Below are 26,169 nucleotides of genomic sequence, written 5' to 3'. Positions count from 1 at the left end.
TTATAGATATATTATTATCTTTCTCCTGTAAACCTTAGGATAGATAAGAACAAGTTAATGAATAATATATAAAGCGTTAATCCACCCATTAATTCGTGTTTTTTACGCTCATCGCCTTTTAATTCTGTATTCGATGCGACTTGTTTCATTCTTTGCATTTCCCAAGCAGTTAAACCTGTAAAAACAAATAGTCCCAAGAAAGAGATTACATAATCCAACGTATCACTTCCCATAAAGAAGTTCGCAACAGAAGCGATAATCATTCCGAAGAATAACATATATAAAAGACTCCCCATTTTACTTAAGTCTGTCTTGGTATAATACCCCATTAAAGCCATCGAACCGAAAGCGCCTGCAGTCACAAAGAATGTGATAGCAATTGATGCGCCAGTATAAATGAGGAAAATAAAACTCAAACTTATTCCTAAAATGACTGAGTAGAGGATAAACAATCCAAAAATATTACCAAAGGACATTTTTTGGAAACGCGCTTGAATAAAAATTACAACAGCAAGAGGTGCAAATGCAATAATGTACCCAACTGGAGACATTCCAGCTTCAGTAAAGGCAATGTCTAAATACCAACCTGTACTAGCTGAATAATAGGCAACAACACCAGTAATGGCCAATGCCATAAACATGTATTTGTACACGTTCGCAAAAAAAGTTTTAGATAACTCGAAAGTATTTACTTCAGTATCTAAAATCTCATAATTATTGTATTCCATTTTCTATTTTTTTTATGATTCAAATTTAATAAAAATATAGTACTAATTTTGTTAAATCTGATTTATCGATTAGAACTTAAAATAATTTAACTATTCAATAAATCAGTCATGTTTAAGTTGAACAAATATCTTACCAGAGAGGCATTTATGCCAATTTGGCAATAAACTAATTAATTATGATTGTAGTAACAGGTGCAGCGGGATTTATTTCTTCATGTTTGGTTTCAAAATTAAATGCGATCGGACATAAAGACATTATTGTGGTTGATGATTTTACAAAAACGGAGAAAGCGCAGAATTTAGAGGATAAATCCGTTAAAAAGAAAATTGAAAGAAACGATTTTTTCACTTGGGTTCAAGACTTTAAATCGGAAATCGAATTTATATTCCACCTAGGTGCGAGAACGGATACCACCGAATTTGACAAATCAATTTTTGATGAATTGAATGAGAAATATTCACAGGATATGTGGAATTTCTGTACTGAAAACCAAATTCCATTGGTTTATGCAAGTAGCGGCGCAACATACGGTTTAGGAGAATTTGGCTATTCTGATAACCACGATGTGGTTGAGAAATTAAAACCACTTAATCCTTATGGCGATTCGAAAAATAATTTTGATAAATGGGTCTTGAAACAAGAAAAGCAACCGCCTTTTTGGGCAGGTTTAAAATTCTTTAATGTTTATGGACCGAATGAGTTTCATAAAGGGCGAATGGCATCGGTGATTTTTCATGCGTTTAATCAAATCTCTCAAACAGGAGCAATGAAACTTTTTGCTTCTCACAATCCTGAATTTAAGGATGGCGAGCAATTGAGAGATTTTGTATATGTAAAAGATGTTGTTTCGGTTTGTATTTTCTTAATGGAAACAAAACCTAATAATGGAATTTATAATTTAGGAACAGGAACGGCACGCACGTTTTTAGATTTGGCGAAGGCTACATTTAAAGCGATGGGTAAAGAAGAAAATATCTCTTTCATTCCAACGCCCGAAGACATTCGCGATAAATACCAATACTTCACAGAGGCAGATATAACCAAGTTAAAAGAAAACGGATACGAATATGCTTTTCATTCGTTAGAAGATGGAGTAGAGGATTATGTGCAGAATTATTTAATGGACCAAAATTATTATTAACCTGAATTTAGCTATAAGAAGCGCTCACAGTTGATTTCAGTTTTTGTTGACAAGGCATGACTCTATCGTATGCGCTATAAATTATGTAAGAACAAGAAAGGCCGTAACTTGTCTAATACCATGCGGAGGTTTCGGTCATGAGAGTTTCGGAACAATTAGATTAAAAAAATTACTATTTACAACTTAACCTAAGAATTATTCTATTGACTCGATTTTTCGATGCCATTCTTTTAAGAACCATAAGAAACGAATTGAAACTGGTGAAAAAGTGAGGAAGCTCCAATCTCTGATTGGAGATCACCGATCTTTTCCATTTTCAAGAGTGGTGTTGGTGAGTAAAAGCGGGCTATTGGATGTAGGCCCTGCCAGGCAGCCTTTTTTGCTTACTTTTTTTGCTGTAAAAAAAGTAAGAAGAGGTTAAATAAAAATTGAAGGTAAAACTGATACTGAAAATTTCAGAATAAAATATAGACGTGTCATAATTGTGACTTCCTTTTTAACCTGATAAAATTTTTACTTAATCCCTAGTGAGAGCTTTTGATCCTTAGCAAATTCTCAAAATCTGATTAAATTGAAAAAAAATAGTCTATTTCCGATCTTGTACTGCGTATATTGAAATTAATTCTACTATAAACGATTAAAACAAGTTTCTTTTAATCAAAAAAGCCTTAATTTAACCCGCTAGATTTCATTTTTTATTTTAATCAAAACCTTACTTGTAACATTATTTCTGTGGAAATTTGTTTTAGTCGAATACAGGTTATAAATTTAGTTCATGGAAATAGTTCAAGATGTACAGCAACGAATTTTTGAAGCAATAAAAAAACAATTGGTAAAAGAGGAGCGTTTAGCAACTGTTTTGCAAGAGCTTTTGTTTTTAAGTGCCGATGCCGTATATCGTCGAATAAGAGGAGATGTTCCTTTGACAATTTATGAAACCAAAAAGCTTTGTGATGCTTATAATATCTCGTTTGATGATATGGAGCAGTACAAAAAAGGTCATGTAAATTTCAATTATATACCAATGGATCATATTGGTTTAAATTTTGAGACATGGTTGACAGGAATTCGAGATGGATTGGTTCAAATGAAAAATTTACAGAACACAGGGTTGACGATGAGTATCAATGATACCCCTATTTTTCAACTTTTTAATGTTCCCCATTTAACGCGATTCAAATTTTTTTTCTGGGCAAAAACGTATCTTAAAATTCCAGCTTATGCCGATGAAAAATTTAAGCGTGAGAAGATAGATAAGCGCGTATTAGGAATTGGAATTGAAGCCCATAATATTTACAATTCTATTCCTTCAACTGAGATTATTGCGCCTGAGTTATTTCGAGGGACATTGCGACAAATTGAATATTATTACGATGCACAATTCTTTGAAGAACCTGCTTATGCCCTTGAATTATTAGATAATTTGTCAGCTTTATTGCATCATATGAAACAAGAAGCAGAGTTGGGAAGAAAATTCGCTTTAGGTAACGAGGCTCCTACCTCAGGAAATGATTTTAACCTATATGCCAACGATACCTACATTGCCGACAATACTTATATCGTCAATTCCGATTCAGGTTCGTCAGTGTATTTATCACATAATATAATGACCTATTTAAATACGACAGATCCGTATTATATTAAAGAGTCAGAATTCGTTTTAGATAAATTGGTCAATAACTCCAGTTTAATCTCCAAAGTCAATACGAAAGACAGGAATAAGTTTTTCGCCCATCTTGAGCAACATGTAATGCAAACGCGGAAACGTATTACTTTAGATTTAGAAGAGAATCTTGAGGCGTGAGTCTTTAATCTTTTGTCTTTCCTCTAGCCTAAACCCAAACTTTAGATCCTTCAGAGCAGTTCTTACAAATCTCAATTGATTTACGATCGACGAGGATCTTTTTTCTAAAATCACTATAAATACTCGATTTCCAAACAGCTGAAAATTCTTGATTTTTGATTTCGCCTAATTGATTTTCTGCGTCTTTATCAAAGCAACAAGGAACCACTTTTCCGTCCCAAGTGAATACACACGAACTCCACATGCGCCAACAGCTGTTCTTGAATTTGTTTTTCAATTCAAATACACCCTTTGTATTCTTTTTATAACGCGAATATTTGTCTTGTTCTGGAATCAATTCTGCACCGGCAGATTCGAAATCGTAGACTTGAATAGTTTTCAGATTAACATGATCAACACCAATTTCTTTGGCCAAACGATAAAGGTCGTCAATTTGATCCTCATTGTATTTCACAACTAAAAACTGGAAGCTAATAATAGGATTCGTAACGCCGAATTTTTTCTTGGCAGCTACCAAGTTTTTCGTGCCTTCTAAAACCTTTTCTAAATTACCGTGGATACGATATTTTTCGTAGGTTTCTTGGGTAAGACCATCAATAGATATAATGATTTCACTCAATCCAGATTCAACAATTTTATCCGCAACAGCCGGAGAAATAAAATGTGCGTTTGTTGAGGTAACGACGTAGATATTACGACTGCGCGCATCCTTAACAAGGTCTAAAAAATCCTTATGAATAAATGGTTCGCCTTGGAAGTAATAATTGATGTATTGTAAGTTTTTTCCTACTTGATCTAAGATTGTTGTATTCAAGTCAACCTTTAAATTACCAGTTGGTCTTGTAAATTGTTTCAAGCCACTTGGGCACTGCGGGCAACCTAAATTACAAGCAGTTGTCGGTTCGATTGATATAGCAACCGGCGTACCCCAATGTATAGGTTTACGAAACCATTGGGATAAATAATACGACATATTTAAGAGGAGATAATTAAATATCCTCCCCAAAGTCATTGTCTTTAGTATGGCTTTTGATTTATTGCTCAGCATCGCTTGAAGAGCAAAGTTAATCTTTAAATAGTAAAGAAGAATAGGGAACGCTAAAGATTCTCTTTATGTTTATGATAATGCGTAAATAAATTCAACCAAACTAAACGACTTAGCCAGTAGGAGAGAGGCATAAGCAGAATAAGACCCAATACAATAGAGATGATGTAAACGAGATAACTGGAGCTGGGAAAAAGTACAAAAATAGCAACAGCTATAGCTACCGAAAAAGCAATTGAAATGGCATAACTAGCATACATAGCACCATAAAAGAAGCCCGGTTCTTTTTCATAAACAAAGCCACAATTGCTACACTTTTCATAGTTTTTACCAAAGTGTTTAAAGTCGTATGCTTGTTTGCCTATATAGAATTTACCTACATGACAATTGGGACAGACATTGTTAAAAATACTGTATAATCGAGTCCCTTTAAGAAATGCTAACATATCTAAGTTTTTGACAAAAATAAGGTCTTTTACCAATAACTTTGGTGATATTAATTACAAAAAGCGTAAAAAGTTAATAGTTTTGTAAAATGAAGGAACAGTTAACTTTTCTGATGAAACTTTGCCTACTTAGTTTGGCTTTGTTTTTATTCCAAAGAACATTATTTACAATCCATTTCTTAAGTGATTTTTCAGGTCATTATGGAGAAATTTTCCGCATTCCATTTGTTGGTTTGCGATTAGATTTTTCTGCCATAGCCTATTTAATGGCCCTTCCTTTTTTATTAAGTGCAGTTGGTGTTTTTGCTAAAGGAGGATTTTTGAATGTCTTAAACAAGATAAAAGATGTTTATTTATGGATCATTTTTATAGCCATGGCCTTGATAATGGCTGGAGAGATTGTGACTTATATTGAGTGGAAAACCAAATTGTCATCCAAAATATTCCTTCACTTCGCTACACCTTCAGAAATTTTTAGGACAGCATCAGGTAGTTATACGGGCTGGTTTATTTTTTACTTTATTTTGCAAATGGTGTTTACCTACTTGATGTATGTTCGACTGTTCAAAGGAATCAAGATTAGGCCGATTCTATTATCATTAAAAAAGAAAATAATCTATGGGTTGATCTATTTATTAGGCTTTTCCTTTCTCTTTATTATTTGCTTAAGGGGAGGATTACAGCAAATTCCAATCAGCACCACAGATGCCTACTTTTCGAACAAACAAATAGTGAATGACGTTACAGTGAATCCAGAGTGGAATTTCATTCGAACATGCTTTATGTATTTTAAAGATGATATTGGAGAATATTATCAAGTTGTTCCTGAGCAGACGGCTGAACTTGTAATGAATGAGATGTACGAAAGTTCGGCTGTTGATTCAATTAAAATATTCAATAAATCAACGCCTAATATAATTCTGGTAACCTTTGAAGGTTGGTCGGCGCAATTAATTGAACCTTTAGGAGGATTGGAAGGAATCACACCTAATTTTAATGCCTTGTGTGAAGAAGGTTTGTTATTTACTGAAATTTATGCTACCAGTGGTACATCAGAGACAGGGCATTCATCTTTAATGAGTGGTTATCCAACAATGGCAGGTATTTCAATTTCTACCGAATCTGCAAGGGCAAGGAAATTACCTTCAATTAATAAATCACTTAAATCAAAGGGTTACAATTCTTTTTATGCTTTTGGAGGTTCGTTGTCTTACGGAAATATTGGAGGTTATTTAAGAGATATTGAATTCGATCAATTGATTGACGAAAATGATTTAGATATTGAACCGAAAGGGAAGTTAGGAATTCATGACGAGGCCATGTTCGCTTACTTTTATGATGAGATTGAAAAAGCAAAAGCACCTTATTTTTATGGATTGTTTACCCAAAGTACACATGCGCCATACGATATGGTTGCCGATCCAGTTGAAGGGTACGAGTCTGACGGTTATGTTACTAGTATGCGTTATGCAGATGATCATTTAAATAAATTTGTAGAAAAAATAAGAGCCTTGCCTGATTTTGAGAATACAATCGTGGTCTTTATTTCTGATCATGGTCGAACGAATTTGATGAATGCAGATACGTATGACGAAGATTATTTTCACATTCCATTATTAATATGGGGGGGAGCTTTGAAAGATGCTTATAAAGGTGCTAAAATAGACAAAGTAGGATCTCAGGCAGATTTGGCGAAAACATTGTTGCACCAACTTGATTATAATACTGACGCCTTTCACTGGAGCAAAGATTTATTAAATCCATCAAGCAAAGAATGGGCTATTTGTACATCTACATTGTCTTATGGAATTAGGGATAAGAATGGGTATACTGTATATCAAATGATGGATGAACGTTTAGTGGGCTCACCATATTCAGACAGTGTTAAAATTGATTCTGCATTATTAAAATGTAGATCTATTTTAGAATCAATGTATCGGGAATTTGTTGATTTATAGTGAGTTTTAGACTTGTAAAGAATACAATTTTTACTTAAAATTTGATTTTTTAATTGTTTAAAAAATTTCATATCTTTGTTAGACACGTTTTACTTATAAAAAATATTAAAGAATGAAAAAATTTTTACTCTTATTTAGTTTTTGTGTATTAGCTGTAGCTACGAATGCACAAGTAATTTTTTATGTAGAGGCTCCTTCTCCGAACGAAGGAAATTATGACTTTACATATGCTGATGCAGCAGATTGGGACAATCCAGATTTTGAAGATCCATTGAGTGCCGTTTCAGGCGTTATGGTATTGGTTGATGATGGTACAGGTGATCCAAACCCTGAAGCTTGTGACGATATTATTAATGATTTAACAGGGAAAGTTGCAGTATTGTATAGAGGTGATTGTGAATTTGGTGTGAAAGCATTAAATGCGCAAGAAGCTGGAGCAATCGCAGTCGTAATGATCAACAATTTAGCTGGTGCTCCAGTTGCAATGGGTGGTGGTGCTGACGGACCTTCAGTTAGTATTCCAGTTGTGATGATTACAGCTGCTACTGGTGCTTTATTAAGAGATGAGATCGATACTGGTGAAACTTCAGTATTTATCGGTTCTAAAAACGGTTTATATTCTAATGATATAGGTATGAGACCAGGAGATATGCTCCGCGCTCAAAGATTTGGTAATGTTCAATCATTATCACAATCTGCAGCAGAATTTGAAGTTGAAGTAGGGTCATGGGTAAGAAATTACGGTTCAAATGATCAAACAGGAGTTGTTTTAAAAGCTGAAATCACTTTAGGAGGATCTACTATTTACTCTGAAAGTTCAGATCCAGCGTCAATTGAATCTGGTGATAGTGTTTATATTCCATTACCAACTTTTTCTCAAGCATCTTATGCGAATGGTTATTATAATATGAGCTATAACGTATCTATAGCTGGTGTTATTGATGAGTCTTCTTTTGATAACGTTCAAGTAGCTGATTTTACAATGTCTGATGATATGTTCTCTTTAAGTAGACTGGATGAATCAAGTATGGTTCCTATTAACGAAACAAATCAATTTAACGGAACGACTACTACTTTGTTTTCTTGTTTAACTTTTCAAGATCCTAACGCAAGTAGAGTTGCTGTAAACAGTGTAAACTATTCTGCTGGTACATCTCAAAATCCTGAAGCTACAACTATTGAAGGTGAAGCAATCGAGTTTTGGATTATTGAATGGGAAGATGAATTTGATGATCTTGATGATGCTGATTTCAATATGGCTTTATTAAACGATGTTTATGATCAAGGATATGAGTATACTGACAATCTTCAAGGTGAAAACGTAAATATTCCTCTAGAAGAGCCTTATTTACTTGAGGATGATGTGAGATATTTATTCTGTGTGATTTTATACGGTGATATCATTTACCCAGGTTATGATACTAAAGTTGATTACAGATGGAATGTCGATAATTATAGACAACCAGTTGCACCGCTTCAATTAAGCGATCAATGGTTTGCTTTAGGATATGGGAATGATAGAATGCCTGCTATGGGCATTGAATTTACTGCGCCTAATGTAGGTTTGGTTGAATTACCTGAGACGGTTGAATTAACAGCTTATCCTAATCCAGCACAATCTATGATTTATATTCCAATCGAATTGAATGAAGGTAATGTTGCAATGAAGATTGTTGATATCAACGGTAGAATTGTAGAAGAGCAAAATACAGAGATGACAGTGAATCGATTAGAAGTTGATGTTACTGGTTTAGCTGCTGGTTTATATACAATCAACCTTGAGTTCGCGAATGGCGAAAGAGGTTCAGTAAAAGTGGTTGTTTCTAAATAAGAACAACCTAATAAAATTAAAAAATGCCTGTCTGTTCATTGAACGGACAGGCATTTTTATTTGATGTAATTTAGATTAAAAAGCTTCCTCGCAAAGCAGCATATTGATATATGCTCCTGCCACCATTCCTGTTTGTACAGCAACGGATAAAGAACGCATACTCGAATTGTCACCGCAAGCAAAAACGCCATCTATTGTTGTTTGTTGACCAGCATCCACTTTTATTAAGCCATTCTCGTCAATCTCGCAACCAAGTTGATGTGGTATGTCACTATGTTGTTCCATCGGCAATCCAGCATACATCGCAGTCACATTTAATGTTGGTCTGCCTTCAAACTCAACCGATGTGATTTGACCATGCTCATGGTTTATTTTTTTTATCACACTATCAATGATATGAATGTTCTTCGCCGTTAGTTTTGTAATATCAGCCGATCCAAATGCATGTCTGCCATTGGTCAAAATTGTAATGTCCTTCGACAGATTATAAACCAATTTCGCATAATGCATAGCCATTTCTCCATTGGCTAAAATAGCCGTAGGTCTATCGCTGAGTTCAAAACCGTGACAATATGGACAATGTACCGCTGAAATACCCCAGCATTCCGCAAATCCTTCTATAGACGGAAATAAATCACGAATGCCCGTTGCGACTATTATCTTGTCAGCAATGAAATTTCCGCCATCTTCGGTTTTAACAGCGAACCCGTCAATATGTTTAACGACTTCACTTACTGTTCCTGATTCGAACCGAACGGTAGGATAGGCTAAAACTTGTTCTTTGCCAATTCGTGCTATTTCTCGAGGGTTCTGTCCATCATGCGTTAAAAAGTTATGCGCATGTGGCGTTGGAGCATTGCATGGTTTACCACCGTCAATGATCAGTACTTTACGTTTTGAGCGACCTAACGTTAGCGCTGCTGACAATCCAGCATAACTGCCGCCTATTATAATTATTTCGTATTGATTTGTCATTGTGTTTTCTTGTTTTATGGTAATGCTAAGCTAAGGAATGTTCTCTACTTAACGCATGATATTTGTCATTGATAAGGCTAATTTATAACTAAAATTCAAATAATGCAACATTGTTGCAAATATAAAATTTTTAAGCTGATCATGAGCGCTTGATTGGAATTGGTTAATTTTAACGTAAATCATAATTTGTATGGATCGAAATAAAAGCATCTCAAGTATCTTACCCGCATTAAATATCGAAGAAAATGGAACAAAGTCCGTTGAAGAATTTTTTATGCATAATACTTTGCGACCAGTTCTCAAATTTCAACATGCAATAATCATTTCCTTGTTTAATGCAGAAGCGCATCTAACTCATGAAATGTTGTCTGGTGCAAATTCAACAGCAACAGAAAAACGAACTTATTTAACTGATTTTCTGCAAAAGAATAATAAACTAAAGCAACAATTAATTGGTGTAATAGTAGGGTTGTTTTCAAGTGATGAATTAACAACTTATTTATCGATGAGAAAAGTCGTTGATAAGCGCATCACCGATATGATCATCACTAGGTATTTGTCAGAATTCACCGCTTAGTCGGCTTTCAATTTAAAACTTTCATTTATAAACGGAACGATTGGCATGATATCAAATTTGGTATTAATGGCAACCCGTAAAGCTTGTGATTGATGCGGTTCACCATGGTTTAAAAATACAGTCTCTAAGGTATTTGTAAAATTAGACATCCAATTTAAAATCTCAGACTGATCGGCATGTGAAGACATATTTGTGATAGATTCGATATTGCATTTTATATCATAATACTCCCCATGAATTTTTACAGCATGCGTGCCCTCTAAAATTGCTCTTCCTCTTGTTCCCGTCGCTTGGTATCCGCAGAATAAAAGTGTGGTCTCTTCATTCTTTAAGTGATTTTTCAAATAATTCAACATCCGTCCTCCCTCTAACATACCACTTCCAGCAATCACAATTTTCGGTCTTTTATCATTTACCAAAGCTTCCGAAGCTTTATAATCCTCCACAAAATGAACATCTTTAAACATGTTTTTTCTATCCTCTTTAGTGAGATCTGTCAATTCAAGGTGGTCATGGTAAACTTCACTCACCTTTGTCGCCATTGGAGAGTCTAAATAAATTGGAATATTACCAAGTCTATTTTCTTGCTTCAGTTTATATAAAAGATAAATAATTTCTTGTGTTCGCTCAACAGCAAAAGCGGGAATTAAAACTGTTGCGCTTTTCTCAATGCTCTTTTTTATGACTTGTTCCAATTGTGATTTTACATCTACTTCAGCATGAATTCTATCGCCATAAGTCGATTCTACTACCAAATAATTCGGTTGTATTTTCTTAAATGCAGGATACAGAAGTAAAGGATCTTTCCGACCTAAATCACCGGAGAATAAAATGGTTTTATCTTTAATTTTAACTTCCACTATTGCAGATCCGACTATATGTCCAGCATTGTGAAACGCAAATTTAATTTCAGGGAATAAATGAACCCATTCGTCATATTGATGACTAGAAAAATGTGCAGAAACGGCGAGTGCATTGGCTTGTGTATACAATGGTAAAGCTTTATCATGTCTTGTGAAGCCGTATGAATTGGCGCGGTTGGCATCTTCTTCTTGAATTTTTCCACTGTCTAAAAGAATGATTTGACTCAATGCAATAGTGGGCGAAGTCGCATATATTTTTCCTTTGAATCCATTCTTGACCAATACAGGTAAATAGCCACAATGATCAAGATGCCCATGCGTTAATAATACCGCATCGATTTTAGCCGCATCTATCGGCAAACTTTCCCAATTTAACTTCCGTAACTCTTTTAAACCTTGGAACAATCCACAGTCAATTAAGATATTCTTATTGTCGTATTGCAATAGAATTTTTGAACCAGTAACAGTTCCAGCACCACCAATAAATTTAAGTTTAAATTGTTCCATCTTATATTTTTTAGACTCGAATTAAAATTGCAATAATTTGTTTGTTTAGAAAAAGAGCTTGGGCGAATTATGAATCCTATAAACCCAGAATTCGAGTTAAAAACTAATTTAACTCGAATTGCAGGTTCTGTATCTTGAGATCAGTAATTATCTCAATTAAATAGGGTTGTTATAAGTCGCGTTTACACAAATAAAAATCTGTTCTTTCACAGGTTGTATCCGCCAATCTTTCATCCATTTCTACCAAGTTTTTTGGTGGTGGAACAATAACTTTATCTCCTTTTTTCCAATCCAATGGCATGGCAACTTTATGTTCGTCTGAAATTTGTAAAGCCTCCAGCGCACGTAAGATCTCATCCATATTACGACCTACATTTAGAGGGTAATACATGATCAATCTTATCTTTTTTGTTGGATCGATAAAGAAGACCGCTCTAACTGCTGCCGTTTCACTTTCGTTAGGCTGCAACATGCCATATAATTTCGATACTTTCATATCGATATCCGCAATAATTGGGAAATCTAAATAAACACCCGTTTTTTCTCTAACGTTGTTCACCCAAGCTAAATGCGAATGAATACTATCAATTGACAGCCCTAAAAGTTCTGTGTTTAGCGCTGTGAATTCTGATTTACGAATGGCGAAACCGCTCATTTCAGTCGTACAAACTGGTGTAAAATCTGCCGGATGCGAGAACAATACAGTCCACTTGTCTTTTGCAAATTCAGAAAGTTTTATTTTTCCTTTGGTTGTTGTCGCTTCAAAATCTGGAGCTTGATCGCCAATACGAGGCATCATCGTAATTTTTTCTTCAACTGTTTCCATTTTCTGTGTTTTTAATGATACAATAAATGTACGGACTAACAAATGGAATAGGGGTAACAAATGTTACTGATAAAGATGATAAATGTTTGTTTTTAAGGAGGCTTAGTATTCATAAATACTTTTTCGTTCGCATCATAAATATTTCAATCACGGAAATATTCTAACAAGCCTAAAAGGTCAAAAAAAAACGCACCAATTCGTAAAGAATGGTGCGTTAAATTAATTTTTAATTCCTTTAATAACTGCGATATCCGCCAGCTAATTCTAAAACATATTCGAATCCTAATTCATCCATTAATTGTAATGCTCTTCCGCTTCTTCCACCTGACATACAAAAAATAAGTACAGGTGCTGATTTGTCTAATTTATTGATTTCAGTTTTAAAATCGGCTCCGTTATAATCGATGTTTTTAGCATGCTCGATTGTGCCCCCAGCATATTCACCAGGCGTACGCACATCAATTAATTGCACATCTGGATGCTCACTTAAATATTGTTTGAATTCAGATTTATTTACTCGTTTTACTGTTTGTGTAATTCCTGCTTCCGTCATATTTTCTTCGGCAGATTGACTACAAGCTGTGAAGCCTAAACTGAATACCGCTAAAGCAATTATAATTCCTTTTTTCATTTGTTATTTTTTATTGGCGCCAGCTCATCATTCCACCAGCTAAATTATAAGTTTTCAAACCTTGTGATTCCATATATTGACAAGCTTGAGCACTTCGGCCGCCACTTTGACAATATACAAAATAGGTATCTGATTTGTCTAAGTTAGCAATTGCATTTGTAAATTCAGCTTGGTTCATGATGTCAATTTGAATGGCATCGGGTAAAGTTCCAGCTGCACATTCGCCTGGCGTTCTTACATCAATTACTTTTGCGTTTTCTGTTGAATCAATATGATTGATCCATGTTTGTTGTGTGATATTTTCCATTTTAGTTTAAATTTTGCCAAGCTCCTGCGTTGTAAGCAGTGATGCCTGATTTTGTTAATATTGATTTGGCTTGTGATGCTCTTCCACCTGACCGGCAGACCAAAATCACTTCTTTACCATTGAGCGCTTTCTTTTTCGAATTGAGCGTGTCTAAAGGAATGTTTTTACTTCCTTTTAAATGTCCAGATTTGAATTCTTGAACCGTTCTTACGTCAACTACAATTGCTCCGTTTTTGATCATCTCTTGATAATCAGGGCGAGACGAAGCGCCGCTTTTAAAAAAACTGAATAGTCCCATTTTTATTTATTTATAAGGTTGATGGACAAACATATGCTGTGACGGGTACTGTCGTTTCTTTAATAGCAGAGAAACCACCTTGCACATCAATCAAATTATGAATGCCTCTTGATTTTAATATTGAAATAGCGATCATCGAACGGTATCCACCTGCACAATGCACGTAATTCGTGCCCTCGCTTAGTATTTCTTTTAAATGATCATTGATTGTATTCAAAGGATTACTTAGCGCATCAATCACATGCTCGGATGCGAATTCAGATGGTTTTCGAACATCAATAATGCTTAATTTACCATTATTCATCTCTTTAGAAAATGTGTCTGCAGGAATTGAATTGACAATACCTACTTCTTTTCCAGCTGTTTTCCAACCGTCAATACTGTCTTTTAAATAGCCGATAATATGATCGAATCCAACTCGTGAAAGTCTGGTAATCGCCTCTTCCAATTGATCCTCTCCGACAATTAAAAGAATAGGTTGTTTGACATCTTTAATTAAAGCGCCAACCCAAGGTGCAAAGTCACCATTCAATCCTATAAAAATTGAATTTGGAACATGTCCTACTGCAAATTCTCCTTGCGTTCGAACATCTAACATCACCGCTTCAGTTGCATTGGCAGCCTCTTCAAATTCGTTTGCAGTCATGGCTTGTTTGCCTGTCTTCAACACTTCATCAATATCTTGATATCCCATTTTGTTCATCATCACGTTCATTGGGAAATAAGCTGGTGGCGGTGCCAATCCATCTGTTACTTCTTTCACGAATTCTTCCTCAGTCATGTCAGAACGAAGGGCATAATTGGTTTTTTTCTCTTCTCCAATCGAACCGATCGTTTCTTTACTCATATTCTTACCACAAGCACTGCCTGCACCATGCCCCGGATAAATAATCGTCTCATCAGGCAAGGTCATTATTTTTGTGCGTAAACTTTTGAATAAGGTTGCGGCTAATTCTTCTTGGGTCATATGTGCCGCTTTTTGCGCTAAATCTGGTCGACCCACATCTCCTAAGAATAAAGTGTCACCACTGAATATGGCATGTTTCTTTCCTTCTTCGTCAATGACTAAATAGGTGCTGCTTTCCATGGTATGACCTGGTGTATGCAATACTTTTATTTTAATCTTACCTAATTTAAATTCTTGGTTGTCTTCAGCAACTATGGCATCAAAATCAGGATTGGCAGCTGGGCCATAAATAATTGGAGCTCCTGTCTTTTTGGATAAGGTTAAATGTCCGGAGACAAAATCAGCATGGAAATGGGTCTCTAAAATATATTTAATTTTTGCGCCACGACTTGCTGCTAATTCTATATAATGATCTACTTCTCTTAAAGGGTCGATAATAGCAACCTCTCCATTACTTTCAATGTAATACGCACCTTGCGCTAAACATCCAGTATATATTTGTTCTATTTTCATGATCTTTATTTTTTAATTCTTTTACAAATTTACAACCTCAATGATCGTCCTACAGTAACATTTGTTACTTGTCGCATTTTGCTTTTTACATCAATTCTTTGAATACAATGTAGATGCCCATAATCAACACAAACCAACCAAAACCCTTCTTAAGTTTATTGCCATCAATAAATCGTGTGAGGTACATGCCTATAAAAATTCCAACGACTGAGAACAGGGTAAAAACCACTAAAAAAGTCCAATCGATGGCAATATTCTCAACATCTCCAATAAACCCAATCAACGATTTTATGGCGATAATTAGCAAAGATGTTGCTACTGCATTTTTCATAGATAATTTGGCCAATAAGACCAAAGCTGGAATGATTAAAAATCCACCGCCAGCACCAACTATGCCTGTCAAGAACCCGACAAGGGTGCCTTCAACCAGAATTAAAGGAATATTGTATTGGACCGCTGTTTCTTCTGTATTTTCTTCTTTCCGTCCTTTGATCATGAAATAAGCCGCCAAAAGCATAATTAGGGCAAAAAACACCATGATCCCGATCGACTTGGTCACCATAAAATCACCAACACTGAATAATTGATCAGGTATGGCAGGAACAATATATCTTCGTGTCAAGTAAACAGTAATAAGCGCTGGTATGGCGAATATGATTCCTGTTTTAAAATCAACCATGCCTTTTTGGGCATTCCGAATGGCACCAACCAAAGCGGTTGTACCAACAACGAATAATGAATAGGCTGTTGCGATGATGGGGTCAAAACTTAGAATATAGACGAATACGGGAACGGTTAAAATAGAACCTCCTCCGCCTATTAATCCCAGAACCACACCAATGATTAGTGCGGCAATAAATCCAATAATTTCGATAGTTTCCATTCCTTTGATTTGGATACAAAGGAACAATAGAACATAGAGCTATGCAGCAACAAATGTTACACAGTATGGAACAAATTAGAATTGAAGGACTTCTATTTTATTCCGACCGAGTTTTACAACATCTTCTTTCTCTAGACTTTTTAAAAGTCTTGAAACAACAACACGGGAAGTATGCATATCATAGGCGATTTCTTGATGACTCAATTCCAGTAAAGTTGATTTGGTGATTAAAACTTTGTCTTTTAAATATTTATGCAACCGTTTATTGAGATCGTTGAAGGCTAAATTATCAATAGCTTCTAACAATTCATTGAAACGGCTATCGTAACTCTCGAAGACAAAAGCCATCCAGCTGTCATACTTTTTTATCCATTCTTTCATTTTAATAATGGGCACGAATAGATAAGTTGAGTCCCTTTCAGCGACAGCTTTTATTTCCGATTGTTTTTGTCCTAAACAACAAGTTAAGGTCATGGTGCAAACATCACCACTTTCTAAATAATAAATAACCAATTCGTCGCCTTCTTTGTCTTGTCGTAACACTTTCATAGCACCGCTCAACATTAAAGGCATTCCTTTTATGTTTTGTCCATAATCCATGATGGTTTCACCCGCTTTCACTTCCATTAGAGTGGAAACTTCTGCAATTTCTTCAATTAATGCCGCTTCAAAAAGGAAGCCGTAACGCTCTTCAAGCAAAGGTTGGATATGGTGTTTCATAAATTGGTTTTATCCAAATTTACGACCTTATTGTTTATTGGGAGGTGATCTTTGTCACGTATTCCTGTTTTGGGCGATGGTGAAAACGGTTGTTGGAGAGCATAATTTTCCGAACCAACAACCCTTACTTTGTTACAGGTTTCTACCAAAACACCCCTTACTTTGTTACAAGTTTCATTCAAAACACCCCTTACTTTGTAACAAAAAATCTTCAAAACACCCCTTGCTTTGTAACAAATTGTTTATATTTACTAGATATAATATGAACTTTAAGCGAACTATATTTTCACATTTATTGACTTGGAAACAGGACAAGCTGCGTAAACCATTGATTATGCGTGGAGCTAGGCAGGTTGGTAAGACTACAATAATCAGAGAATTTGCTAAGCAATATGATAATTATATCTTACTTAATCTTGAAAAAGTTAATGATATAAAGTTCTTTGATGAAAATGAAGATGTTAACACAATCAGAGACCAATTATTTTTATCCCACCAAATACAATCAAAGGACAGTGTCCTACTTTTCATTGACGAAATTCAAGAATCACCAAAAGCGATTCAATTTTTAAGATACTTCTACGAAGAAATACCCGAATTACATGTGATTGCTGCGGGATCACTATTAGAATTTGCACTTAAAGAAGTCAAAAGCTTTCCCGTAGGACGCGTACAATTTATGTATTTGCATCCTTGTAATTTTGAAGAATATTTGCAAGCAATAGGGCATGAGCAGGCAAGTACGGCATTAAATCAAATTCCAGTAAAAACGTTTGCGCATGATATCTTGATCAATCTGTTCCATGAATATGCAATTATCGGAGGCATGCCTGAAGCGATCAAAAATTATGCTCCGAATAAGGACATTACAAGATTGCCAGCAATTTATGAAAGTATATGGGAAACCTACAAAAATGATGTTGAAAAATATGCGTCAAACGGAAGTAGCCGAAAAATAATTAAACACATAATGAATACGGCTAGTTTATACCTAGACGAGCGAATTAAATTTCAAAATTTCGGCAATTCAAATTATCGATCACGTGAAATAAGTGAAGCATTTCAAAATTTAGATGATGCTAAAATCATTCAACTTATTTATCCTACTACAGATACTGAGGTTCCTGTAAAACCAGATTTAAAAAAATCGCCTCGGATGCAATTTTTGGATACTGGAATCGTGAATCATGCCTTGGGTTTACAGGCCGAACTTTTAAGTCTTCCCGATTTAAGTAATGCTTTTAAAGGAGCTATAATACCTCATTTAATCACACAAGAATTAATATCCTTGAATTGGAATAATCGACAAAAACCTAACTTTTGGGTGAGAGAAAAAAGGCAATCCCAAGCCGAGGTAGATTTGGTTTATTCATATAAAAAAATAGTGGTTCCTATCGAAATAAAATCTGGTAAAGTAGGCACTTTAAAGTCTTTGCACCAATTTATAGAACGCACCAACCATGCATTTGCTATTCGCATCTGTGGTGGTGAATTTTTAATTGAAAAACACCTCACACCAGGAGAAAAAAAGCCTTATACATTAATGAGCCTACCTTATTATTTAGGAACACAATTACCTAAATATGTAGAGTGGTTTGTAGAGGGGCAAAATTAGAATAACGTTAAAAGAATAATTCATCAAACCCATAATAATCCATCCATTTCTCCGTATCTTGTTCCGCCTATAAAAATTACCTAAAAATTTTTCGGGACAGTGGAAAGGGAGTAGTAGAGAAATCTAAAATTTGAACTAGTAGCAAAAAACGTTGATGCCATTCTTTCAAGAGTGGCGTTGGTGAGTAAAAGCGGGCTATTGGATTTATGCCCTGCCAGGCAGCCTTTTTTGCTTCCTTTTTTTGCTGTAAAAAAAGGAAGAAGAGGCTAAAAGAATAAAATGGTGAGATAGTTTTGATTTGTAAATTTTAAAAAAAAAATCGCACTCATTTAGCAATATCCTGTTGAGCGATGCTCTGAGTTTGTCGAACGTGTGTGTTCTTCGGTCGCGGTTGCAATGCTAATACCCTGAATTGTAAAATTTAAATTACATTACAAAAAAACGAAAGTCGTATCGAGTCGATATAAATTTTGTATTATTATTAACTGTATTTAGTTTGTTCAAAAAATAATGAGGGTGAATATCTTAAAGATTGTAGTATTAATTTCAGTTTTTTATAGTCAAGAAGTATTTGCTATTAATAATTACAGTTTTTCAGCACCGATTATTACTCAAAATACAGAATGTAAACTGTATGAATTAGCGGCTATGGACAGTATTCCATACAATGATGTTTATCATTTGTCAGTTAATTATGAATTTCTCAAAAAAGAGTGGTTAGAAATAATAGGGAAATTAGAAAATTTAGAGTCTCTTAGAATTGATTTTTACCCGAAAAATAAAGAAGAAGATAGCTATGAAGTAAAGATTAGAAAAGAAATCCGCAATCTTGAAAATTTAAAAACTATACATATTAGTGTAGATTCAGTTGAAGTATTACCTGATTTTTTTTCAGGATGTAAGCATTTGACAGCTTTGAATATAAGTGGTAGTCAAGTGAATGAATTTCCTAAATCCATAGGGGAAATGAATCAATTGGTAAGTCTTTCAATAAGAATTGGAAATATAGGAGTATTTACGAATTATCTTGGAAGATTAACTAATCTCAAAAAATTAATAATTTCAGCTGAAATTATTAAGGAATTGCCTACTTCATTCGGTTATTTACCATCACTTGAAAGCCTAGAACTGAGTTTAAAGAAAAACGAATTTATACCAAATATTTGGCACGGACTAACAAATTTGAATGAACTGGTAATCAATGGACCAAATTTGAAGGAAATCAAAGGAGACATGAGCGAGTTAAGTACGTTAAGATGGCTAAAACTTAAAGATATTTATAAGCTTGAGATGCTTCCTGACTCTATTGGATTACTGCCTATTTATGGTCTTGATATTGCTTATGCACACAAGTTGAAAGTGTCAGGCAATCTCATGAAGTCTACAACAATTGAAACATTGAAATTAATAGATGTCGCATTAACAAATTTTGTACAAATCATTTCTCAAATTTCCTCAATAGAGGTACTAACGGTTTCTAGTATAGATGTCGAGAAACTAACAAATAAAGAACTTCGCTTTTTGAAATCTATACCCGATATTTTAATTGATAGAATCTACAAAAAATTGGATGGGGGTCAATATTCTATTTTTTATCACGATTTATCAGAAATTGAGCAGCAACGAATCTTGGATATTTTACCAAATGCTCAATATTAAAAATAAATTTATACAATCTAGTTAACATTGATTTAACCGATGTTTTTTACCTGCGGATGAGAATATTTCAATCAACCCATAATAATCCATCCATTTCTCCGTATCTTGTACCATACAAATACATCGCCTAAAAATGGATAAGTCCACCTCAAAGAAAAGAGCCAGAAAAGCCTACAGATTAGCTTATCGTATCATGTGGAATTATCTTTGGCTTTTTGCGCGAAAGAAGGTGTTTGGACAACAGTATTTCGACAAACGAATAGGAGCAGTCCACCAAAAAAATGCCGAACGCATTAAAGGTGCAATTCTAGAATTAAGAGGGTTATTCGTTAAAGTGGGTCAGCTTTTGTCGGTCATGTCTACCATTTTACCTGATGCCTATGCTGAGGTGTTAGAATCCCTACAAGATGCCGCGCCAGCCAGTCCTTTCTCTGAAACTGAAGCGACCATACAAAAGGAATTGGGCGAATCTATTTCCGCTTTATTTGCCGAATTTGATGAGGTGCCTATCGCATCCGCCTCCATAGGGCAAGTGTATAAAGCGAGGTTAAAAACAGGCGAACAAGTCGCGGTTAAAATTCAACACTCGAATATTGAGGCTTTGGCAGAACTCGATTTGAACATTGTCGAAAATTTGGTAAAGAAGGTCTCTTTTTTCTTAAAAATAAACGGAATCGAATTTGTCTACCAACAAGTTCGAAAAATGGTGGAAGAGGAATTGGATTATGCCTTGGAAGCAAAATCAATGGTTCGAATTTCAGAGAATATTGCTGAATTTGAAAATATCGTTGTTCCAAAAGTTTATCCGTCCTATTCGTCACCAAAAATTATTGTTTGTGCCTTTCATGAAGGGGTAAAAATCACCAACCGCGAAAAATTAGCGGAGTGGAATATCGATCCTCAAGTCCTGTCAGAAACATTAATCACCGCTTTTTGCAAAATGATTCTGGTCGACGGATTCTACCATGCCGATCCACATCCGGGCAATGTATTGGTCAACCAAAAAGGCGAAATTATTTTACTTGATTTTGGTGCCACAGCCGTATTGAACGACGAGATGCGGAAAGAAATTCCAATTATTATTCAACACATCATTCGCAAGGACACGCCAAAAATCATTGCCTCCCTTCAAAAAATGGGATTCTTAGGCACCGATTATGATTCCATGGCGGTTGCTGAAAAATTGGTTGATGCTCTGACTACCTTTGTTCAAAACGAAATCAAAATTGACAACATGAATTTTAAAGATGTTTCGTTTGATGATATCAAAGGCAGCAGTATCGATCGTTTGCGGAAAGAAATCGGCGTGAAGAACCTCACCAATACCATTCGCGTTCCTAAAGATTGGATTCTACTCGACAGGGCTATGATTCTAATTCAAGGCATCAGTGCTACTATCGCTCCCGAATATAACCCAATGGATACCGTCAAACCTTACCTCAAAAAAATGGTGCTCAGCGGAGGCGGATTGAAGAACATTATTAGCGATACCATCAAACAAGAATTCACGGCACTCATTCAGTTGCCTTCAGCATTAAATCAGTTTTTAGACAATGCCAATCGCGGTAAGTTGGTGGTTGAAACAAGGAACAAAGACCTGAGAAAAATGTATGCTTTGGGCCATCAATTCATGTTGTTCATGGCTCTCATTGCGCTAATATTCCTCACCGTTTTCTCACAGCACCCCACAATCGAATTTTGGAGTATTCCAGTCGGGGCAATATTGATAGTCATGTTGATTGTATCTGTTCGGAGGAATAGGAGGTAGGCCACCTACGTTCGTGCCTCACTGTCCTGCTATCCGCTATAGTTGCCTTCATCCCCATTACAAAAGCAAAAAAATGCAAATGTTTGCTAACGCGCCACATTTCCTTTTTAGCATTTGTTAAATGGTGTTTTCATGCAAGCTGCTGCTGCTGCTATCAGGGGTGGGATGCCGACTTCTTAAAAACAGAGTTTATATTTCTAAAAAGACTTTTACTAGCCAACCAAAAATTTGATTTTTTAAAATTGATTAACTTTATTCTAAATAAAACCTAATTTTTATGAAATTATTATTACTTTTTTTCTTTAGTTTAATAAGTGTAACCTCTGTTTTTGCTCAATTTTCTGATGAAATTGAACTAATAAATAATATTAGAGGAGAGTATACAAGTGTTAATGATTTAGATAACGATGGTGATATAGATGTCGTTTTAGGTGGGGAAGAAAGTCTTGTTTGGAAGGAGAATTTAGGTGAAGGTAATTTCTCACAAAACAGAATAATAAGCACAAATATCTATAGAAATTCTTTGTTTACTGTGCATGATCTTGACGAAGACGGGTACGAAGATATAATTAGTTTTGAAAAAACTGGTATGCCAAGTAGGCAGCTTTTAGTTTACTTTAAAAACAACGGAGATGGAACATTTGCGGATTCGATAATTATTGGCGAAGTTCCTGGTACACCAAAGGCAGTTGATATTGGAGATGTTGATAACGACGGATTTCTTGATGTTTTAGTTGCTCAATCAGCAGGAAGGATAGTATCCGTTTTTAAAACTGAAGGATCTCCACTTTCTTGGGTTAATTCCACCATTATAGAGTATATTACAATTCCTTACGATGGGCAGTTATTGGATATGGATGAAGACGGAGATTTGGATGTTTTGTTCAATTTTGTTGCCCCAGGTGATGCAAGTGCTATTAGATGGTATGAAAATTTAGATGATGGGAACTTTAGTGCAGATCCAGTTTGGTCTGAGGGTGGTGTAGATTATCCAAGAAAATCTATTTATAAAGATGTAGATAATGATGGATTGAAAGATATCGTTTCGACTTCTACAGTTGGGGAAAATAAAATTGTTTGGAATAAAAATTTAGGAACAGGAGAGTTTAGTGATTTAGCATTGATATCTGACGATGTATTAGACCCTCTTTCAGTTTCCGTTGGTGACATTGATAATGATGGAGATAATGATGTTTTGTCTATTTCTGTTACAGATCAAAAAGTTGCGCTATATCGTAATTTAGGGGATGGTGTTTTTGATGATCAAGAAGTGCTTTTTAGTGAATTACCTTATCCTCAAACAATTGATTTAGCCGATTTTGATAACGATGGAAATTTGGATATTATGGTAAGTTATAAATATGAATTCGGTGAGTATAATGTAGAACAACCAGTTGTTTGGTTTAAAAATCTGGGTGGAGGAAGTTTTGACGGTTCTTATAATTATATTTCTATCAATACGTATCGACCTGAAAAACTGGATGTTTTTGATATAGATGGAGATGGGTTAGATGATGTTTTGGCTATTGATTTTCAATTAGATAAGGTTTATTGGTATAAAAATCATGGTGATTTAAACTTTCAATTAAAAGAAATTATAAGTGATGATTTTGACGAGCCAGTGAGTGCTTGTGCAGGTGATTTTGATAATGATGGTGATATAGATATTGCCGTTTGTGAAAAAGAAGGTGCAATAATTTCTTGGTTCGAAAATACTGGTGATGGAAATTTCGGAGATAAACAAATTCTAGTAGATGATGCTGAAGATGGTAAAGATATTGAATGTTATGATATAAATGGTGACGGTTATCTTGAATTATTATCACTTGATTTTGATAAACTGTCAGTTATTTTTAATGATGCTGGAGAGTTTCGCGACTATATTTATGAGTACGATGATATGGGTTCGATGACAACATTTGAATTAGTAGATATTGATGCTGATGGAAATGTAGATTTAATATATACCCATGGCAGGGATAATGAAGTTCGATGGCGCAAAAATAATGGATATGGTTTATTTAGGGATCCCCAAGCGATTGCAACAGGCGTTAGTTACGATGCGGGGATCCATTACGGAGATATAAATGGTGATGGGTTAATGGATGTGGTAGTTGGTTTTACAACGGGAGTACCCGTTAAATGGTATGAGAATTTGGGCGATTTAGGATTTGGGGATGCAAATATTCTTTATTCTGAGCATACTGATCCGAAAATTGTCCAGATGGCAGACCTTGATAATGATGGTGATCCTGATTTGCTTATTGGGGGAGCTAATTACCCTGAAGATGATGCATTAGTTTGGCTTGAGAATTTAGGAGATGCCACTTTCGGAGAACCTCAATCAATTTCTAATAGCCATGACCTTATACGCGAAATTTTAGCTAGTGATTTGGACAATGACGGTGATTTTGATGTGTTAGTTTCATCTTATTGGGATCAGTCTATTGCAATCTATGAAAACTATCAATTTAGTCCAAATCAAATAAGGGGTAAAGTTTTTATTGACTTAAATGAAAACGGGACTGAAGACTTAGATGAAATTGGAACGTCGATGTTAGAGGTGATTAGTGACCCCGATTATTCTTATGCCTTTACTTATGAAGATGGAGACTATATCATGATAGCAAATTCGGATGTAATTGAAACTTATGCAATTTCATTAGCAGAATTAGAACATTGGCACATTACAACTGATCCTTCGATTTATTCTGTCGAGGTTGATGAATACTTTACGTATGAAGATAGTGTTGATTTTGGTATTTATTTTAGTGAAGTTGTAGATGAGGTTGAGAATTCGCTTTCAGGAGATTTTCCAAGATGTAATACTATTGTCAATTATTGGATTGATATAAATAATGTCGGGACAACAAATCCATCAGGTATAATCACCATGAAGTTGGATGAAAATGTTGCTTATATTTCTAGTGAGGTTGAACCTGACTCCATAGTTGACCAACAAATCTTTTGGAGCTATGAAAGTTTAGCATATTTTGGTAGGGTTAACTTTAATGTTCAAGTTGAATTGCCTGATTTTAGTTTCATGGGAGACACCTTGTCTAGTCTACTTATTACTTCAATTGATGAATCTGATTACGTAGCCAATGATACTTTAAACCAAATTTTAGTTTGTGCTTACGATCCTAATGATAAGTCGGTTACGCCTAAGGGCGTAGAAGAAATGGGGCTTATTCCTCCAACAACTCCATCTTTAGAATATATTATTCGTTTTCAAAATACAGGTACTGATACCGCTAGGAACGTAGTGATTGTAGATCAACTTGACCCTAATCTAGATTGGTCCTCATTAAGGCCTGTTTCTTGGAGTGATCCAATGGAAATAGTATGGCTACCTTCAGGAGAAATATCTTTCAGATTTGAAAATATAATGTTACCCGACAGCAATGTAAATGAATTAGCAAGTCACGGTTTCGTTAAATTTAAAATCGATTTAATTGAAGGACTCGATATTGGCACTGAGATACACAATTATGCGAAAATTTATTTTGATGAGAACCCAGCTATTATAACAAATACAACTTTAAATACTTTGTATGTTGAAGAATTTGACAATATCTTAGAAAACGAGTCAAGTCAATTGAGACTATTGGTTTATCCTAATCCATTTTCGAACTTTACAACAATATATTTTGGCGAAGAATTAAAAGGTGAAAGTCAGTTAAAAATCTATAATTTGTTAGGAAAAGAGGTTTATTCAATGTCAAATTTGAAAGGATCAAGTCATATTTTTGAGAATAAATTTTTAAGTCCAGGCGTTTATTTAATCACACTTACAACTTCAAACATGGAAGCGGGTACTGTAAAAATTGTTATTCAATAATAGGTTTCAATGTCATTTGGATGGGGTCCTGCATCGGGGATGGTTAAATCGGTGAATAAACAACGTGGTGAAAGTGTTAAACGATCACTGAAGGATAGTTCTGCCAATACTGACGCTGGTGAGCAAAAAGGAAAAGCTTTAAAATATAAAGAAGCTACACCAGAATTGTTAGCTGAAATTCGAGCGGATATGCAAAAAGTTCGAAAGAACAGGTTAATGGGAACTTTGATCTTTGCAGCCGTATTAATCAGTTTGATAATGTATGTATTATTGATGCCGATTTATAGTTAAAATAGTTCCTAAATCTAGGAAGCAAGGCCAAATT

Annotated in this window: 22 protein-coding genes; 10 read left to right on the top strand and 12 right to left on the bottom strand. The window is 35.0% G+C overall.

What is annotated here, in order from left to right; genetic code table 11:
* Positions 1–14: 14 nt before the first annotated feature.
* Positions 15–728, bottom strand: coding sequence for a Bax inhibitor-1/YccA family protein (locus tag T367_RS0113450; RefSeq protein WP_027420317.1), 714 nt, complete (start codon positions 726–728; stop codon positions 15–17).
* A 176-nt stretch (positions 729–904) separates the two neighbouring features.
* Here T367_RS0113450 and rfaD point away from each other — a divergent pair, with 176 nt between their 5' ends.
* Together rfaD and T367_RS0113440 are read left to right on the top strand one after the other, a co-directional pair.
* Positions 905–1,870, top strand: coding sequence for an ADP-glyceromanno-heptose 6-epimerase (rfaD, locus tag T367_RS0113445; protein ID WP_027420316.1), 966 nt, complete (start codon positions 905–907; stop codon positions 1,868–1,870).
* Between the two features lie 775 nt (positions 1,871–2,645).
* Complete coding sequence (locus tag T367_RS0113440; protein ID WP_027420315.1) at positions 2,646–3,674, top strand: hypothetical protein; 1,029 nt, start codon at positions 2,646–2,648, stop codon at positions 3,672–3,674.
* A 28-nt stretch (positions 3,675–3,702) separates the two neighbouring features.
* On the opposite strand, the gene T367_RS0113435 is transcribed toward T367_RS0113440, so the two are convergent.
* Together T367_RS0113435 and T367_RS0113430 are read right to left on the bottom strand one after the other, a co-directional pair.
* Complete coding sequence (locus T367_RS0113435; RefSeq protein ID WP_245593058.1) at positions 3,703–4,647, bottom strand: radical SAM/SPASM domain-containing protein; 945 nt, start codon at positions 4,645–4,647, stop codon at positions 3,703–3,705.
* A gap of 125 nt (positions 4,648–4,772) precedes the next feature.
* Entirely contained in the window at positions 4,773–5,165 is a 393-nt protein-coding gene (locus T367_RS0113430) for a DUF983 domain-containing protein (protein ID WP_027420313.1), read from the bottom strand.
* 113 nt (positions 5,166–5,278) lie between these two features.
* On the opposite strand from T367_RS0113430, the gene T367_RS0113425 reads away from it, so the two are divergent.
* Complete coding sequence (locus T367_RS0113425) at positions 5,279–7,123, top strand: LTA synthase family protein (RefSeq protein ID WP_169736068.1); 1,845 nt, start codon at positions 5,279–5,281, stop codon at positions 7,121–7,123.
* Positions 7,124–7,235: 112 nt separating this feature from the next.
* On the top strand, positions 7,236–8,954 hold the full coding sequence (locus T367_RS0113420) for a T9SS type A sorting domain-containing protein (RefSeq protein ID WP_027420311.1): 1,719 nt from the start codon (positions 7,236–7,238) through the stop codon (positions 8,952–8,954).
* Positions 8,955–9,029: 75 nt separating this feature from the next.
* Here T367_RS0113420 and T367_RS0113415 read toward each other — a convergent pair whose 3' ends face one another.
* Positions 9,030–9,929 (bottom strand): NAD(P)/FAD-dependent oxidoreductase, encoded by a 900-nt coding sequence (locus T367_RS0113415; protein WP_027420310.1) that lies wholly within the window; start codon positions 9,927–9,929, stop codon positions 9,030–9,032.
* Positions 9,930–10,119: 190 nt separating this feature from the next.
* On the opposite strand from T367_RS0113415, the gene T367_RS0113410 reads away from it, so the two are divergent.
* Positions 10,120–10,506 (top strand): hypothetical protein, encoded by a 387-nt coding sequence (locus T367_RS0113410; RefSeq protein WP_027420309.1) that lies wholly within the window; start codon positions 10,120–10,122, stop codon positions 10,504–10,506.
* On the opposite strand, the gene T367_RS22395 is transcribed toward T367_RS0113410, so the two are convergent.
* From T367_RS22395 to T367_RS0113370, 8 genes are all read right to left on the bottom strand, one after another.
* Positions 10,503–11,876 (bottom strand): MBL fold metallo-hydrolase, encoded by a 1,374-nt coding sequence (locus T367_RS22395; protein WP_035844080.1) that lies wholly within the window; start codon positions 11,874–11,876, stop codon positions 10,503–10,505. The genes T367_RS0113410 and T367_RS22395 overlap by 4 nt on opposite strands.
* 169 nt (positions 11,877–12,045) lie before the next feature.
* Entirely contained in the window at positions 12,046–12,702 is a 657-nt protein-coding gene (locus T367_RS0113400; protein WP_027420308.1) for a peroxiredoxin, read from the bottom strand.
* Positions 12,703–12,937: 235 nt separating this feature from the next.
* Positions 12,938–13,333, bottom strand: coding sequence for a rhodanese-like domain-containing protein (locus T367_RS0113395; protein ID WP_051568549.1), 396 nt, complete (start codon positions 13,331–13,333; stop codon positions 12,938–12,940).
* Positions 13,334–13,343: 10 nt separating this feature from the next.
* Positions 13,344–13,640: a rhodanese-like domain-containing protein gene (locus tag T367_RS0113390; protein ID WP_027420306.1), complete on the bottom strand. Its 297-nt coding sequence runs from the start codon at positions 13,638–13,640 to the stop codon at positions 13,344–13,346.
* Between the two features lies 1 nt (position 13,641).
* Entirely contained in the window at positions 13,642–13,938 is a 297-nt protein-coding gene (locus tag T367_RS0113385) for a rhodanese-like domain-containing protein (RefSeq protein WP_027420305.1), read from the bottom strand.
* A gap of 10 nt (positions 13,939–13,948) precedes the next feature.
* Complete coding sequence (locus T367_RS0113380) at positions 13,949–15,358, bottom strand: MBL fold metallo-hydrolase (RefSeq protein WP_027420304.1); 1,410 nt, start codon at positions 15,356–15,358, stop codon at positions 13,949–13,951.
* An 85-nt stretch (positions 15,359–15,443) separates the two neighbouring features.
* Positions 15,444–16,241, bottom strand: coding sequence for a sulfite exporter TauE/SafE family protein (locus T367_RS0113375; protein ID WP_027420303.1), 798 nt, complete (start codon positions 16,239–16,241; stop codon positions 15,444–15,446).
* Between the two features lie 75 nt (positions 16,242–16,316).
* Positions 16,317–16,961, bottom strand: a complete 645-nt coding sequence (locus T367_RS0113370; protein ID WP_035844076.1) for a Crp/Fnr family transcriptional regulator — start codon at positions 16,959–16,961, stop codon at positions 16,317–16,319.
* A gap of 262 nt (positions 16,962–17,223) precedes the next feature.
* Between T367_RS0113370 and T367_RS0113360 the strand changes: the two genes are divergently transcribed.
* The 5 genes from T367_RS0113360 (at position 17,224) to T367_RS0113340 (ending at position 26,135) form a co-directional block, all read left to right on the top strand.
* On the top strand, positions 17,224–18,576 hold the full coding sequence (locus tag T367_RS0113360) for an ATP-binding protein (RefSeq protein ID WP_027420300.1): 1,353 nt from the start codon (positions 17,224–17,226) through the stop codon (positions 18,574–18,576).
* A 516-nt stretch (positions 18,577–19,092) separates the two neighbouring features.
* On the top strand, positions 19,093–20,235 hold the full coding sequence (locus T367_RS0113355) for a leucine-rich repeat domain-containing protein (RefSeq protein ID WP_157454235.1): 1,143 nt from the start codon (positions 19,093–19,095) through the stop codon (positions 20,233–20,235).
* Positions 20,236–20,368: 133 nt separating this feature from the next.
* Positions 20,369–22,003, top strand: a complete 1,635-nt coding sequence (locus T367_RS0113350) for an ABC1 kinase family protein (protein ID WP_027420298.1) — start codon at positions 20,369–20,371, stop codon at positions 22,001–22,003.
* A gap of 277 nt (positions 22,004–22,280) precedes the next feature.
* Positions 22,281–25,844 (top strand): T9SS type A sorting domain-containing protein, encoded by a 3,564-nt coding sequence (locus T367_RS0113345; protein ID WP_027420297.1) that lies wholly within the window; start codon positions 22,281–22,283, stop codon positions 25,842–25,844.
* A 9-nt stretch (positions 25,845–25,853) separates the two neighbouring features.
* Positions 25,854–26,135 carry a hypothetical protein gene (locus T367_RS0113340; protein WP_027420296.1) on the top strand — a complete coding sequence of 94 codons (282 nt, stop codon included), beginning with the start codon at positions 25,854–25,856 and terminating at the stop codon, positions 26,133–26,135.
* The last annotated feature ends 34 nt before the right edge of the window (positions 26,136–26,169 follow it).

The sequence above is a fragment of the Crocinitomix catalasitica ATCC 23190 genome (assembly GCF_000621625.1).
GTDB classification, from domain to species: Bacteria; Bacteroidota; Bacteroidia; order Flavobacteriales_D; family Crocinitomicaceae; genus Crocinitomix; species Crocinitomix catalasitica.
This window is presented reverse-complemented; position numbering and strand designations above follow the sequence as displayed.

Excerpts from the sequence above, each read along its gene's own strand:
- T367_RS0113450 (WP_027420317.1), bottom strand. The coding sequence starts at position 728 with ATGGAATACAATAATTATGAGATTTTAGATACTGAAGTAAATACTTTC.
- rfaD (WP_027420316.1), top strand. The coding sequence starts at position 905 with ATGATTGTAGTAACAGGTGCAGCGGGATTTATTTCTTCATGTTTGGTT.
- T367_RS0113440 (WP_027420315.1), top strand. The coding sequence starts at position 2,646 with ATGGAAATAGTTCAAGATGTACAGCAACGAATTTTTGAAGCAATAAAA.
- T367_RS0113435 (WP_245593058.1), bottom strand. The coding sequence starts at position 4,647 with ATGTCGTATTATTTATCCCAATGGTTTCGTAAACCTATACATTGGGGT.
- T367_RS0113430 (WP_027420313.1), bottom strand. The coding sequence starts at position 5,165 with ATGTTAGCATTTCTTAAAGGGACTCGATTATACAGTATTTTTAACAAT.
- T367_RS0113425 (WP_169736068.1), top strand. The coding sequence starts at position 5,279 with ATGAAACTTTGCCTACTTAGTTTGGCTTTGTTTTTATTCCAAAGAACA.
- T367_RS0113420 (WP_027420311.1), top strand. The coding sequence starts at position 7,236 with ATGAAAAAATTTTTACTCTTATTTAGTTTTTGTGTATTAGCTGTAGCT.
- T367_RS0113415 (WP_027420310.1), bottom strand. The coding sequence starts at position 9,929 with ATGACAAATCAATACGAAATAATTATAATAGGCGGCAGTTATGCTGGA.
- T367_RS0113410 (WP_027420309.1), top strand. The coding sequence starts at position 10,120 with ATGGATCGAAATAAAAGCATCTCAAGTATCTTACCCGCATTAAATATC.
- T367_RS22395 (WP_035844080.1), bottom strand. The coding sequence starts at position 11,876 with ATGGAACAATTTAAACTTAAATTTATTGGTGGTGCTGGAACTGTTACT.
- T367_RS0113400 (WP_027420308.1), bottom strand. The coding sequence starts at position 12,702 with ATGGAAACAGTTGAAGAAAAAATTACGATGATGCCTCGTATTGGCGAT.
- T367_RS0113395 (WP_051568549.1), bottom strand. The coding sequence starts at position 13,333 with ATGAAAAAAGGAATTATAATTGCTTTAGCGGTATTCAGTTTAGGCTTC.
- T367_RS0113390 (WP_027420306.1), bottom strand. The coding sequence starts at position 13,640 with ATGGAAAATATCACACAACAAACATGGATCAATCATATTGATTCAACA.
- T367_RS0113385 (WP_027420305.1), bottom strand. The coding sequence starts at position 13,938 with ATGGGACTATTCAGTTTTTTTAAAAGCGGCGCTTCGTCTCGCCCTGAT.
- T367_RS0113380 (WP_027420304.1), bottom strand. The coding sequence starts at position 15,358 with ATGAAAATAGAACAAATATATACTGGATGTTTAGCGCAAGGTGCGTAT.
- T367_RS0113375 (WP_027420303.1), bottom strand. The coding sequence starts at position 16,241 with ATGGAAACTATCGAAATTATTGGATTTATTGCCGCACTAATCATTGGT.
- T367_RS0113370 (WP_035844076.1), bottom strand. The coding sequence starts at position 16,961 with ATGAAACACCATATCCAACCTTTGCTTGAAGAGCGTTACGGCTTCCTT.
- T367_RS0113360 (WP_027420300.1), top strand. The coding sequence starts at position 17,224 with ATGAACTTTAAGCGAACTATATTTTCACATTTATTGACTTGGAAACAG.
- T367_RS0113350 (WP_027420298.1), top strand. The coding sequence starts at position 20,369 with ATGGATAAGTCCACCTCAAAGAAAAGAGCCAGAAAAGCCTACAGATTA.
- T367_RS0113345 (WP_027420297.1), top strand. The coding sequence starts at position 22,281 with ATGAAATTATTATTACTTTTTTTCTTTAGTTTAATAAGTGTAACCTCT.
- T367_RS0113340 (WP_027420296.1), top strand. The coding sequence starts at position 25,854 with ATGTCATTTGGATGGGGTCCTGCATCGGGGATGGTTAAATCGGTGAAT.